Here is a 13,805-nt window from a genome sequence, read left to right as displayed (position 1 = left end):
TCCATTTCCGGCCTTTTGAAATCTGGTTTTGGCAAGTTTTTCCGGTCGACTTTACCACTGGTTGTTTTGGGTAGCTCGCTTAACCACACGTAGGCGGAGGGGTGCATAAAATCAGGCAATTGCTGCTCAATGCTTTTGCGCACATAGTCGGTATCACCTTTATCCTTAGCCGAAACAAGATAGGCCACCAGGCGCTTTTGCCCCGGCACATCTTCCCTGGCAACCACAATAGCCTGTTGTATGTCGTTCAATTGGTTGATCAGGACTTCAATTTCACCCAATTCAACCCTGTTGCCTCTTATTTTTACCTGCGTATCCCTCCGCCCAAGGTATTCAATATTTCCGTCGGGCAGGTATCGGGCTAAATCACCTGTGCGGTAAATGCGGGTTGTTTTATCTTCGGTTTCATTCCAGAAAATGAATTTTTCGGCCGTCATTTCCGGGCGGTTCAAATAGCCATCAGCAAGGCTCAACCCGCTAACGCAAAGTTCGCCGGTTTCACCGTGTGCAAGTTTTTTTAATTCTTTATCAAGAATGAGGATCTCAGTTTCGTCAATCGGTACACCAATAGACGGCAGGGCAGGCCATAAGGCCGGGTCACCTTCCAGCTTAAGCTGGGTAACCACATGCGTTTCGGTAGGGCCGTATTGGTTATATAAAATGCAACCAGGCAATGCAGAAAAAAAGCGCACCACCTGCGGGGTGATCTTTAATTGTTCGCCGGCCGTCATTACTTCTTTTAAACAGGCAGGGAAATGTTTTTCGGCATCCGCAGCTTCTGTTAAATACTGAAGCACTACAAATGGCAAAAATATCCGGTTAATTTTGTTAACCTCGATATAAGTTAGCAAACGCGTTGGATCAACCCTTAATGTTTCATCAACCAAAACCAGAGCGCCGCCCGTTGTCAAGGTAGCAAATATTTCCTGGAAGGATACATCAAAAGTTAGCGGGGCAAACTGCAGGGTGTTGAAGCCAGCAGCAGAAGCAGAATGCTTTTCCTGCCATTGCAGCAAATTGGCCAGCGCCTCATGCCCCATCGAAACACCTTTAGGAGTACCGGTTGAGCCGGAAGTATACAAAACGTAAGCAGCTGATTTACTAACCGGAATTTGTTTGGAGGCAGTAGGATATTCTTTATCGGAATTTAAAACTTTGATGCCTAATGGCTCAAAAAAGTGTTTTTGGGTAGATATGGAAAGGCAGGTATCGATTCCCGAATCGCTTACAATCTGTTGTAAACGGTCCTGCGGGTATTCCGGATCGAGCGGCAAATAAGCTTTGCCTGCTTTCAAAATAGCCAATACGCTGATAATCGTTTCCACACAGCGAAAAGTGCTAACGCCCACGACCAATGAATCGGGCGATTGCGCATAGATTGCAGCCGCCAGTTTATCGGCATTTTCACCTAATTGGCTATAGGTTAATTTTTGATCACCAAATATAACAGCAGGCGCATCCGGAGTTTTGATCTTTTGATAATCAAAAAGCTGGTGAATAAGCTTGCCACTATTGACGCCGATTGTACTTGTTTTCCCGGTAATTTCCATTAAAACGCAATTTTTATTTTCATTATTATTCTGTTATAAAGGGGTATTGGCGCACAGAATAACCAGGTTCTTTATACGGGTGCTTCATTTATTTGGTTGTTGTTTAAACAATGACAAGCTATTTTAGTTCTTTTGATGTGTTTTATAAGGAAGCAAAAGGCGTTATTTTGTAAAAGCGCACTTCTCCTCAATAAAATGTTTTAAATATCTTTGATGCTAATGATCCGAAAATTTTTAACCATCGTCATCATCTTTTTAACCTGGCAATTAACAGCAAAAGCCAATTTTAGTTACGACGCCACCTGTACTGAGGCTTATAAGGCTATCCTTGATCTGCGGATGAATGACGCGCGTTCTGCAATCCAAAGAGAGAAACAACAAAACCCGCAAAATGGTATCATTATTTTACTGGAAAACTATGTGGATTACTTTAGTTTGCTTGCTTCCGAAAATAAAGCAGATTATGAACACTTAAAGGATCTAAGATCGGCAAGATTATCTGCATTGGAAGATAACGACAGTAATTCTCCCTTTTACATGTACGCGCAGGCGGAGATTTACCTGCAATGGTCATTTCTTAAAGCAAAGTTTGGGGACTATGTTTCCTCCGGATTTGATGCAAAAAAAGCAAACGGGCTATTGCATGACAACGAAGAAAAATACCCCGGATTTGTACCAGATCAGATAAGCCTTGCATTGGTAAATGTAGTTTTTGGCTCAATCCCTGCGAGCTTTAAAAGTGTCACCCGTTTTTTGGGAATGAGCGGCAATGCACAGGCTGGTGTTAAAAAACTGGAAGAACTTAAGGCCGATCTCCCCAAAACAAAATTCGCTTTTTATAACAGCGAGGTGATTTTTTTTATTTGTACGATAGATATCAATGTGCTGCATAATAACAATGATTACCCAAGGCTAATCTCTATGCTGAATGAAATGGGCAGCAGCAGCCTGCTAAAAACCTATGTGCAGGGCCTCATCGCCTCAAAAACCGCACATAATGACGATGTAATAACTTACCTGGAAGCAAGGCCAAAGGCATGGGACTATGTTAAGGTACCTTCGATAAATTATATGCTTGGCGTTGCTAAACTTTGCCGGGTAAACAATGAAACTCCGACACCTTTGTATGATTTTATTAATGATTATAAGGGTATAAACTACATAAAGGATGCTTATCTAAAACTCGGCTACTTTTACCTTTTACAAAATGACCAGGGTAAATACGAATATTTTGTAAGACAGGCAAAAACCAAAGGTTATACCATCGATAGCAAAGACCAGCAGGCCCTGTGGGAAGCCAATGATGCAAAACCGGATATCGACTTGTTAAAAGCCCGGTTTTACTTTGATGGTGGCTATTATGCTAAAGCTTTGGCACAATTGGCAAATAAAGATGAAAACGATTTTAAGCTTTTAAGAGACAAAATTGAATGTTGCTACCGCCTGGGCAGGATCTATGATAAAACCGGTAAATATGGCGATGCTATTTTAAATTATCAAAAGGCCATCAGGTTAGGGTCGGCAACCAAATATTACTTCGCCGCGAACGCTGCGTTTAGCATCGGGAAGATCTACGAAGACAAGAAAGACTTAAAAAGGGCCGGGGACTACTATAACCAGGCCCTCGATATCCATGGCCATCAATACCAGACAGATATTGATAACGACGCGAAGGCCGGGTTGAAGCGGATAGGGCAGTAGGTAGGATTTCGGATGTCGGAATTTCGATTTCGGATTTATTTGAAGAATTCGTTTAAATTAATTTCGATCACTTTTTAAAGTCTCGCCGCAAAATGGCGGAGGAGATTTAGAGGGGGCTATTCCTTTGTAAACCTGATATTCTTTTTGATGGATTGTAAATGATATTCGTTAACCTTTGCTTTCAGTTGTTCAAAATCAAAATCGCTGTTGCTGCCGCAATCGAGCAAGTTAAAATAAACGGATTGTTTGGTGCTTTCAAAATATTCCAATAAAACACTGCTCCATACTAATTGGCAATGGCCCCGGGTGCGTGTTACAATCTCATAAATACCATCCTGAAATTCAACATGCCTGATATAGGCCGATTCCAGGTTGCCTTGCGGATAGTAGATCAGCAGGTTACCCGGCTCATTTAACAGCGAGGCGGCATAATCAAGGCTTTCGTCAACTGAACGTTTGCCAGGTTCAACAGAAAAGCTGCCGGAATATTTTAACCACCAGTTTTTTTCCATTTGCTTTTTTACCGACATGGTATAAATGCCTTTTAGCTTTTGTTTTTTATTGATGAATTTAAAACACAGGTAGTAGGCAAAAAAACCATCAAAAAAGCCAAAATGGTTACACATCAGGATATATGAATGCCCCGGTTTTATCTCGATGTCATTCAGGATCATTTTGTTAAAACGCCGCCTGAAAAACCAAAGCAACGGCGCGATACCCAAACGGATAAAAAATATGGGGATAGGTTTTGCTTTGATGATCATATTAACAGTTTCGTTAGCGAGGTTACAAAATCTTTTTTGATCATTTCGTGGCCTTCATTCAGAATGATAACTTCACTATGTTTTAGTTTTTGAATAAACTTATCACCAATTCGCGGCGGAAATGTTTTATCCCGGTTGCCAAATATAAAAATGCTTTTGATGTTATTTGTTTCAATAGCCTCCAATAAACGCTGTTCGTCCGTCTCTAAAAAGCGGAGATAGGTGAAACAGGCATAAAAATTAAACCTGAGTTCGGCCGTTCCTATCTCATTAAACAAAATTTTATAGTCCTGGTCGTTTATAAACCTTAATAGCTTAAACATTTTAAGCATTCGTACCAATGCTTTTTCACTCAGCGTTAATTTTTCCAGGATCTTATTCCCTGTTTTGTTTTTACTAAAAAAACGGATCAGTTTCCCCGGTTCCAGGCTCGATGGTGCGGCGATTATAAATTCATTAACTAAACCACCCAGTTCTTCAACAACAATTGTTGCATAATGGGTGCCCATAGAATAACCGATCACGGAAAAGCGTCCGATATCCTCATGCTTGCAAAAATCCCGTATAAATGCGGTAATCTCTGTCTTGCTGATCCCTTTTTTAATGTTAGATAGACTCTGATCTTTCAGCTTAGTTTGTTTATGGAAAAAAAGATCAAACCCATAAAAAGTGTAGATTGTGCCGAGGTCGCTTTCTAAAAGTTTAAATTGCTTGCCATGCATGCCGTACCCGTGAAAACAGAGCATGCTTTTTGGCCCATTACCGAACTTGTAATAATGCAGGGTAACCAAATCATTTTCAAAATAATAGTCGGTCATGGTGGTATTATAAATCAGTGTCAATTAGCGCAATTGCCCAAACATAATCACCATCGTGCGAAATGGTTAAACTTATTTTATAATTGGTTTCGGGGCTATGAATAATTACCTGTGGTTGCCCGGCATTTTTCTTGCGGATGATCTCTATTTTTTTCCAGCCCAGGGTAGAGGGGTTTATTTGTTTTATTGCCTTATAAACGGCCTCTTTTGCCGCCCATGTGGATGCATACCGCAAAACTGAATTTTCAAATGCGTCGCTGTAAGTTATTTCCGCGGCTGTATAAACTTTTTTTTTGAAGAGATCATTAAATGAAGCCGAAAAATCAGGCAGGTACACAAGGTCGTTGCCGATGGTAAACTTCCCTGAAGCATTTAATATTTCCAGTGATTTTAAAATTTCATTCTCCATCTACGCCAAGCCCCATTATGTTGAAGCCTCCGTCAACAAAATGAATATTCCCGGTTACTTTTTTCGAAAGACCCGAAAAATAATATAAAGCGGCATCGCCTACATCATCAGCGTCAATATTCCCTAGCGGGGCGGTAAATTTGCCCATCTTGCGCAACCGCCGGACGCCTAATATTCCGCCCGACGAGGTCGTCATTACCAAACCTGCCGAAATCGCATTCACCCTTATGCCCTGGTCCCTGAAATAACTTGCCAGGTAGATCATGATATTCTCGAGCGCTGCTTTGTTGATGGCCATTCCGGCATATCCAGGGAAGACCCTTTGCGAAGCATTATAGGTAAGTGTTAACACCGAGGCGTTTTTTGCAAAATAAGGTTGTGTCACCCTGCAGATCCTTAACAAGGAGTAAGCGCTGATGTTAAATGAATCCATCAGGTCTTCAAAGGGGATATCTAAATAGGAGGGTGCTGGCTCGGTGCTGCCCGGCAAGGAGTAGCACATTACACTTTGGGTGCCAAATGCCACCGCATGTAAAACATAGTCTATTGGTCCTGCTGTATTAAACACCAACTGAATGAACGCGGTGATCTGCAACTCATTCCTTACATCAACTTCGGCGGATAAACTGCTGTCCATACCGTTTTGCTGCATCAGGTATAAAACCTCGTCTTTTGTCTCGGCAACGTAGCTCAGCGCCACTTTGCAGCCAGACTGGTGCAGTTTTAAAGCGATTGACCAGGCGATGGAGCTTTCGTTCCGCACGCCGAAAATAGCCGCAACTTTATCTTTATTATCAATCATTTAAATATCCTTCGAAACCATCATTGCACTGTTTGTACCGCCAAAGCCGTAATTTAAACAGGCAACTCTGTTTATTTCTTTTTCAAATGCGAATTGAGGAACTAAATGCCTGTATGCTGCCAACGGTTTTGAAGGCCCGTTCCAGTGGTCGGTCTTTTGAAAGCCTTCCAGTTCGGGGTTCAGCGTGTTTGAGTTCAGGCAGGGGAGTACCTTTTGGTTTTTCAGCATCAATAAAGCAGTGATAAACTCTACTGCGCCCGCACCGCCAAGCATGTGGCCGAATTGTGATTTGGGTGCCGACATGTGATACCCTTCTTCGCCCAGGGTATCCACCACGCTCAATAATTCAACGGAGTCGCCAACAGGCGTTGATGTGCCGTGCATTTTTACAACATCCGGCCGCAATCCTTTATCCGGCATCAACCCTTTCCAAAGTCTTTGCTGGCCGGCGAAAGATGGATAAAACATATCCCCGTCGCCATCCGAGTTGTTAAAATAACTATCAATTACCCCCAATATATTGGCGCCGCGGGCTTTAGCCATTTCATATTCTTCAAGCGCCACAATACCAGCACCAAACGAACATACAAAGCCGTTTCTTTCCATATCAAATGGCCTTGAACTTTCAGCAGGGCTAAAGCCTTTTGATAGTATCATCATACCATCAAAACCAATAAAAGTTTCAAGCGCGGTACCTTCAACGCCACCAGCTATTACGCGGTCCTGCAACCCAAATTTTATAAGCCTGTAAGCATGGCCAATATTACCAAGCCCGGTGGCACATGCAGAGGTAATAGACTCGCAAACGCCTTTTGTTTTTAACAGGCACGATATATTGGCAGCTTCGCGGTACGACATACTACGGTCAACAGTATGTGCCCCGGCAATCCTGGCTTTCTTTCCCATCTGGAAAAAGTAATGCCAGGCTACCCTTAAAATCTGGTTACCCGCGCCGCCTGAACCTACTACAACCCCGGTTTCTTCTGATTGTGTCTCTGTAGTGGTCCATCCGGCCATTTTCACTGCTTCCTGGGCGCCAATCATGGTCCAGATACTGCCAAGGTCAGCAGTAGAGAGGTTCCCATCCGGGATTCTACCCAACTTATCAATGTACGTTTCAGGGTATCTCTCTACAATAGGAGCCAGAACCGCTTCCAGGTCCATTTCATCGTCCGTGATAAACCCTGACACAGTCGACCTGATCTGCTTATTATATTGCATTGCCAGGTCCCACTCCCTTATTAAACTCTGATTCGAGAATAATTTCCGGTCAAATTCATCGAGGTTTTTACAGGTCGGGAAAGCCCCGCCCATACCAACTACCGCCACTTTTCTCCCTGTAACCTGCATGTTTATTTATTTTCGCCTCTTGCCTTAACCATTATGATCAGGTCGATAATATCTTTAACTTTTGACCCCATATGGTCAATATCGTCATCTTCAAACTCTATGTCGAATTTGTTTTCCACCTTAGCGGCAATATTGATCAGTTCAGTCGAGGGAGTGCTCAAATCAGTCAGAAAGTCCGTTTCTTCAGTAACACCAACCAGCCTTTGCGGGTCAATCGTTCTTATTGTTTTTAGCACTTCTAATAAGCCATCAAGTATTTCTTGTCTTTCCATTATTCATTTTTTTTAAAAAGTTCTTTTAAAATAGCCCTGCCTGTAATATCGTGCAATTCGGCTACTAATTTAAAATCGCTGCTAATATCATATTTTAATAAACGTTCTTCACTGAAATCGCTAAAATAATCATTTAAATCAAGCCATTTCGGTACTTTATATATACGTCCGTCAGCTACCATCTGCCGCCACTTGTAAAAAGTGATATTCCCCATGCTGATAAATGTGTCACCCTCTTCCAGGTAATAATGAAAGTTTACACTGCCAACACTGATGAAAGCCGGGATAAACTTATCTTTCAGCTCATCAGGCAGGCAATTACTTTTACGGCATTCCAAAAAAGTGGCACAGGATACGATGGTTGCCTGTGCAAAGGCTTCAATCTGGTCAACGCCCCTAAACACGCCGAAATGATCCTTAACATCGCGGGCTTTTGGGGTGTAACTGGCAACAATGCCTTTATTTGGCAGGTGCCAGTGGTAGTTATCAAGCAGCAGCTTGGTAGGGCCATGCAATAACATTTGTGTTGGATGCACGTCCAGCAGGTTGCCGTTTTTAATGACGTCTAAATATTCTTCCCTGGTATCAATCATATTAAACCGCCGTTGATGTGGATATTTGTTCCATTTATATAGGATGCCTTGTCCGAAAGCAGGAACGCTATTGTATCTGCGACATCATCAACGTTTCCAAAGCGTTTTGCCGGAATTAAATTTAAATATTTTTCTTTTATCTGTTCGGGAATTCCAGCAGTCATGTCAGTTTCAATAAAGCCGGGCGAAACACTAAGTACCCGGATCTGATGACTTTCATTTAATGCAGCAGCCTCTTGTGCCAGTGACCTGGAAAGCGCTACTATGCCAGCTTTAGTTGCGGCATATACAGATTGAAAAGCATTGCCGCTTTCGCCAACTACCGAACTAATATTAATGATAACCCCCTTGTTTAATAAACTAAATATTTTCATGGCGGTTTTGCATATCATAATCGGAGCCCTTAAGTTTACATTCAACATGGCATCTATCTCTCTCTCTGGCTGAAAATTTAAGGGTTTATCATAAGTGAGGCCGGCATTGTTTATTACGCCGTACAGCGAGTCGCCATGGTCTTTTTTTAGCTGTTTGCAAAAGTCGGCAAGCTGCTGGTTATCACTAAAATCGGCGCATAAAATATGGCTTCCCGGTTCAATATGCGTAAAGCTCTCCCTTTTGGAGGCATGTAATATTAATTCATATTCCGATGAAAGTTTTTTGGAGATGGCCAACCCTAAACCCTTACTGGCGCCGGTAATTAGTAATTTTTTTTTCTCCATGTAAATATATAATCGTTATTAATAAGCTGGCTGCAATATAATAAAATTTACAGATACCACTTTTAGGAATTGCAGCGGTGGGTTTTAAGAGCACGCCATCAATACGCGGCCTGTTTTTATTGTGCCTTCAAGCCGGATTTGGGTTCATGTATGTTAATTACGAATGAATAATTATAGCTGATATGGCGGCTGGTTTATTTTAATTGAAATGGTTTGTGTGTATTGGTTAATATCTTCTGTTAAAATAAGCTTACTCTATCGGAAATTACCTGAAAGTTAAATTGTCTGTCATCGAAAAAGCATGCCACTATAGCATGATAATGTGTAAAACATTTAGTTAAATTTAATTAGTTTTAATATGTTTAACGTCCCCCCAGTTATCTGTTAAATGCTTGGCATGCATTGATTTTTGATATCTAATTTTTCTCTTTCAATAGATGGAAATATTAAATATGAATATATATTTAGCGTTTTTGTGTTAACTTTTAACCGCCTTATTAACCCTATTTAAAAACTATTAATCTATGCTTAACCTTGATTTTAATCTTTATCTGTTTTTAAGAACCCCGGCCCTAAGCTATAGGGATTATAAAACCGAAATTATGGCTGAATTACTGAAAACCCAATTTTTTCAGTCGGCTATATTCTTTGCGAGCGAAAGCCTATATCTCGAGTTGGAACGTTGCGGATTTGACTACTATTACCTCGACAGAAAGGTTAAGATCAGCCTTCATAAATATTTCAACAGGATGTGCCATCGGCCAACACCATTCGGTATGTTTTCGGCATTTAGCTCCACTTGCTGGAGTCCATTAAGCAACAATGCTGAAAAATGTGTTTTAGAGGAGAACGGAGAAGTGTACATTGCCCCTGATTTTCAATTCACAGCCGACATAGCCAGGCGGATGGAAAGGACAGGCGAGTTTAACGATGTAAAATATTATACAAACGATTCAATATATACCATTCAAAACGAAAAGCGGTACCTTACTACAAGCTATGATATAAATAAAAAAAAACAGAGTTTTTCATTAACTCTTATCAAACAGACAGATTGTTAAGCAAGTTGTTGAATTTTTGCACCGATGGAAAAAAAGTTTCAGATGTAGTTGCATGGTTGAACAGTTTTATTGATGATACAGAAGGTGTTAAGGCATATGTAAAGGATTTAATAAACGAAGGGCTTCTTGTCTCGGAACTTCGTCCGAACATGACCGGTGAAAAATATTTCTCGCGGGTTGCTTCCATAGCAAATGCCATGAAATTTAATAGTGAACTTGCAAGGGATATTTCGATGTATAACGCTGTTATTAATAAAATCGCCTTTAAACAAAAGCTGGATATCAAAGCGCTGTCAGAAAATCACTTGTACCAGCTTTCAAAAACTAAATTTAAATCGATGTTTTATGTTGGGTACGAAAGAGAAACTAGATCATCAATTGACCCTAAATACCAGGAATATATAAAAGAGGGGTTAAACTGTTTAAAAATAATCACCTCCGACGCAACGCCAAAGGCATTAAAAGATTTTAAAAACAAGTTTAAAGCCCGGTTTGAAGACCAGGAAGTCCCGCTGCTGCAAGCGCTGGACAGAGAATCAGGAATAGGTTATGAAGGATTAGAGACCAACCTGGTAACCAGTGAATTATTGGACGGAATACAATTGGACCTTCAATCAAATAGTTTGAATTTCACATGGACCCCGATTCATGAATTCTTTTTATCGAAATTTTTGAGAACAAAAAATGAGGAAGCTATTTTAATAACAGATAAGGAGCTTGAAAAATTAAAAGCACCGTCCGAATTAAAAGCCCCTCCCAGTTTTTCAGTAGTTTTCAGGTTGTTTGGTGATAAAGTTTGGATAGAGCAGGCCGGCGGGTGTACTGCCACAGCGCTGCTGGGCAGGTTTACATTATTTAGTGAAAAAGTTTTGAAGGAGGTTCAATGCATAACTGCGGCTGAAGAAAGATCTAATAATGAGGTTATTTTTGCTGAAATATCATGTTTTAATGACGAACACGCGGCCAATATAAATTCAAATTCAGGCATAAGGGCGTTTGAGATTCCTATAGGCGTGCACTCTACCCTAGCAAGCCCCAACATCATAAGTCTTTCCGATCTTGCCATATCAATTATTGATAATAACATTGTCTTAAGATCAAAAAAGCATAACAAAATAGTTATACCAAGGCTAAGTTCGGCCTTTAACTATGGCAGGAGTGAACTGTCGATATTTATGTTTTTATGTGATATGCAATACCAGGGGCTTAAATTCAATTTTAACTTAAGGACATTACTACCAGGCATTAGTTACTACCCGAGGGTTGAGTATAAAAATTGTATTCTTTTCCCGGCAACATGGGTGTTAAATGCCGAGGAAATTTCCGATATAGCTGACGGAAGCGGTTCTGCAGACAATTTTTTTAAAATTAGCGAAAAGATCAGGCTCAAAAGGCATTTTGCATTAACTGAAGGCGATAACCAACTATTGTTTGACCAATCAGACCCGGGATCGGTAGCGCTTTTTATAAAGGTTATAAAAAACAAAGCACCTGTTGTTTTGCAGGAAGTGTTCCTTGACGAAACCACAGATGTTTGTAACCATGAAGGGAAGCCATTTGCAGGACAGTTTATAGCTGCTGTATTTTCGCGCGAGGTGACTTATACCCAAAGCAAATTGGGGCAAATAAACCGAAAAAAAAATAAAGTAAAAAGGATATACCTGCCAGGTGATGAATGGGTGTATTTGAAGTTATATTGCCATCCTGCAAGCTCAAACAACATTCTTGTCAAATGCGTAAAGAATATTATAGCAGGCTTAAAAAAACAAAATAAGTTAACAAGCTGGTATTTTATCAGATATAATGACCCTGAAAACCATTTACGGATAAGGATTCAAACTAACCCGGATGATACAGCAACAGTGGTTAGGTATTTCGAAAAAAAAATACGTACTTATGTTGAAAAAGGGATCATAAATAACCTATTGTTGGATACTTATAAACGGGAAATTGAAAGATATGGTGCTGAAACGATCGTTTTTGCTGAAAATGCATTTAATGCCAGCAGCGAACTTGTTCTGGCTTATCTCAAAAACATCAGTACCGGGGCATTTGATTTTTCGGAATTGCACCTTGCCCTTTTATCGGCAGACGCATTGCTTGAGATCTTTTTTCCCGAATATTCCAGCAGAATATACTTGTTAAAAAATATCCACGAAAACATGAAGCACGAGTTTGACGAAAGTAAACAGGTGAAAATGCAGTTGGATAACAAATACCGGGAGTATTCAACTTTCATCAATAACATGAAAAGCAACCAGGCCCTGATCGTTGGGATTGCTGTTAAGAAAGAGTATGCATCGTATCTGAAGTCATTGGGCCTTTTAAAAACAACGGCTCAATTATTTTTCCCCGGAAAACTCATGAAACTGGCAGCTGATATTATTCACATGCATTTAAACAGGCTTTTTAACGAAAAACAACGCAGTCACGAGTTTATTATATACTACCTGCTATACAAGTATTATCTCTCGGTAAAAGCGCGTAAAGACAGGGAGCTACTGAACTTTGCGCCCGCTTCTAAGCGTCCGGCTGTTGATCAGTTGAATGAAACTGTCTTTAAATGAAATGCCGATGGGCAGTTCGATTGATGGCGATAATATAACATTGTTGCCGTCAATCGATTTGATCTTCTCGATGCTGACAATATAAGATTTATGAATTCTTGTAAAACGCGACATGGGCAACAATTTTTCAATTTCGCGCATAGACAGGTAGGTGATATGTTTGCCGTCGACAGTGTACAGCACAACGTAATTTTATAGGCCTTCAATATAAATAATTTCCGAATAACTCAGCTGAATAATTCGCCCTTTAATTCCTGGATTTATAAAAAACTGTTCATCTTCATGATGAGTTTCAGCTACTTTCTTTGACCGGATTAGGCTTTGCACTTTTGTTACCGATTTGGTAAAACGCTCAAAAGAGATAGGTTTTAATAAAAAGTCCGATCCGTTTTTTTCAAAGGCCTGCACTGCGTAATTAGGATAAGCTGTTGTAAATATTACTGCCGTATGCGGTGATATGATGTCGGCTACATCAAGCCCGGATATTTCGGGCATATCAACGTCCAAAAAAACGATATCAACCTGGATTGAATTGGTGATCTCATCAATGGCCTTTAACGGATTAAGGGATGTGCCAACCAAATTTAGCGCCGGGAGTTTATTGATGTAGTTTACCAGTGTATCAATAGCATGTTCCTCGTCATCAATCACGTAGCAGGTGTTCATATTTATTTCAGTTCGATTTTCAAGGTAGATTTATATTCAGTTTCATTGTCCTCTATATTCAATTCATATTGATGGTACATTGCCAAACGGTCCCTTACATTTTTAATACCAATGCCGTACCCATGTTCAACTACTTTCTTTTTTTTAAGGTTTTGAGTAATGAAAATTAGCTTACCGCCATCAATTGTTGTAATTATCCTTGCGGGGTAATTTTCATTCAACAAATCTCCGTATTTAAAAACGTTTTCTACAAGTGTAATTAAAACTAATGGAATAATTCTTAAGCCCTCCGTATCGCCTTCTGTAATCAGATCAATATTAAGCCGTTTGTTGAATCGTGCCTGGTTTAATATTACAAAGTTATTTACCTGTTCTAATTCAGATTCCAGCCAAACCTTCCCATCATCATCGGCATTCGTTAAAGCATAGCGCATAATGTCCGACAAAGTCATTACACTATCAGCTATTTTTTCAGAGTATTTAGATACTGAATTATATAAAAAATTAAGGGTATTCAATAAAAAATGCGGGTT

At 40.2% G+C, this 13,805-nt stretch carries 14 protein-coding genes and 1 pseudogene; 3 read left to right on the top strand and 12 right to left on the bottom strand.

Translation table 11 applies throughout. The annotated features are described in order from the left end of the window. Positions 1-1,550: amino acid adenylation domain-containing protein (locus tag QZY09_RS11305; RefSeq protein ID WP_295672427.1), on the bottom strand; the 1,550-nt coding region annotated here is incomplete at its 3' end. 219 nt (positions 1,551-1,769) lie between these two features. On the opposite strand from QZY09_RS11305, the gene QZY09_RS11300 reads away from it, so the two are divergent. Further along, positions 1,770-3,251 (top strand): lipopolysaccharide assembly protein LapB, encoded by a 1,482-nt coding sequence (locus tag QZY09_RS11300; RefSeq protein WP_295672426.1) that lies wholly within the window; start codon positions 1,770-1,772, stop codon positions 3,249-3,251. Between the two features lie 116 nt (positions 3,252-3,367). Here the strand turns inward: QZY09_RS11300 and QZY09_RS11295 are convergent, their stop codons facing one another. The 8 genes from QZY09_RS11295 to QZY09_RS11260 are packed head-to-tail and all read right to left on the bottom strand — an operon-like array spanning position 3,368 to position 8,978. Then, positions 3,368-4,015, bottom strand: a complete 648-nt coding sequence (locus tag QZY09_RS11295) for a 1-acyl-sn-glycerol-3-phosphate acyltransferase (RefSeq protein ID WP_295672425.1) — start codon at positions 4,013-4,015, stop codon at positions 3,368-3,370. Next, the gene (locus tag QZY09_RS11290; RefSeq protein ID WP_295672424.1) at positions 4,012-4,833 is read right to left on the bottom strand and encodes an alpha/beta hydrolase; all 822 of its coding nucleotides are present in this window, start codon (positions 4,831-4,833) and stop codon (positions 4,012-4,014) included. Before QZY09_RS11290 ends, QZY09_RS11295 begins: the two co-directional genes overlap by 4 nt. 7 nt (positions 4,834-4,840) lie before the next feature. Further along, a complete protein-coding gene (locus QZY09_RS11285; RefSeq protein ID WP_295672423.1) occupies positions 4,841-5,242 on the bottom strand; it encodes a holo-ACP synthase in 402 nt (133 codons plus the stop codon). Then, entirely contained in the window at positions 5,232-6,044 is an 813-nt protein-coding gene (locus QZY09_RS11280) for an SDR family oxidoreductase (protein WP_295672422.1), read from the bottom strand. Before QZY09_RS11280 ends, QZY09_RS11285 begins: the two co-directional genes overlap by 11 nt. Beyond that, positions 6,045-7,394 carry a beta-ketoacyl synthase N-terminal-like domain-containing protein gene (locus QZY09_RS11275; protein ID WP_295672421.1) on the bottom strand — a complete coding sequence of 450 codons (1,350 nt, stop codon included), beginning with the start codon at positions 7,392-7,394 and terminating at the stop codon, positions 6,045-6,047. A 2-nt stretch (positions 7,395-7,396) separates the two neighbouring features. Then, positions 7,397-7,666, bottom strand: a complete 270-nt coding sequence (locus QZY09_RS11270; RefSeq protein ID WP_096353082.1) for an acyl carrier protein — start codon at positions 7,664-7,666, stop codon at positions 7,397-7,399. Continuing rightward, positions 7,666-8,259 carry a hypothetical protein gene (locus QZY09_RS11265; RefSeq protein WP_295672420.1) on the bottom strand — a complete coding sequence of 198 codons (594 nt, stop codon included), beginning with the start codon at positions 8,257-8,259 and terminating at the stop codon, positions 7,666-7,668. The genes QZY09_RS11270 and QZY09_RS11265 overlap by 1 nt, the downstream gene beginning before the upstream one ends. Next, positions 8,256-8,978: an SDR family NAD(P)-dependent oxidoreductase gene (locus QZY09_RS11260; RefSeq protein WP_295672419.1), complete on the bottom strand. Its 723-nt coding sequence runs from the start codon at positions 8,976-8,978 to the stop codon at positions 8,256-8,258. Before QZY09_RS11260 ends, QZY09_RS11265 begins: the two co-directional genes overlap by 4 nt. 524 nt (positions 8,979-9,502) lie before the next feature. On the opposite strand from QZY09_RS11260, the pseudogene QZY09_RS24740 reads away from it, so the two are divergent. Together QZY09_RS24740 and QZY09_RS24735 are read left to right on the top strand one after the other, a co-directional pair. Continuing rightward, a pseudogene (locus tag QZY09_RS24740) lies at positions 9,503-11,442 on the top strand (lantibiotic dehydratase family protein); the annotation flags it as partial. Positions 11,443-11,547: 105 nt separating this feature from the next. Then, on the top strand, positions 11,548-12,606 hold the full coding sequence (locus QZY09_RS24735; RefSeq protein WP_367119209.1) for a thiopeptide-type bacteriocin biosynthesis protein: 1,059 nt from the start codon (positions 11,548-11,550) through the stop codon (positions 12,604-12,606). On the opposite strand, the gene QZY09_RS11245 is transcribed toward QZY09_RS24735, so the two are convergent. From QZY09_RS11245 to QZY09_RS11235, 3 genes are all read right to left on the bottom strand, one after another. Beyond that, positions 12,538-12,789, bottom strand: coding sequence for a LytTR family DNA-binding domain-containing protein (locus QZY09_RS11245; protein ID WP_295672414.1), 252 nt, complete (start codon positions 12,787-12,789; stop codon positions 12,538-12,540). The genes QZY09_RS24735 and QZY09_RS11245 overlap by 69 nt on opposite strands. A 9-nt stretch (positions 12,790-12,798) precedes the next feature. Next, a complete protein-coding gene (locus QZY09_RS11240) occupies positions 12,799-13,272 on the bottom strand; it encodes a response regulator (RefSeq protein WP_295672412.1) in 474 nt (157 codons plus the stop codon). Between the two features lie 2 nt (positions 13,273-13,274). Then, a partial coding sequence (locus QZY09_RS11235; protein ID WP_295672411.1) for a histidine kinase occupies positions 13,275-13,805 on the bottom strand: 531 nt, incomplete at its 5' end.

This window comes from uncultured Mucilaginibacter sp. (assembly GCF_903913935.1).
In the GTDB taxonomy this organism is placed as follows: domain Bacteria; phylum Bacteroidota; class Bacteroidia; order Sphingobacteriales; family Sphingobacteriaceae; genus Mucilaginibacter.
Note: the sequence above shows the minus strand (reverse complement) of the source record. Positions and strands in the feature narration are given on the sequence as shown.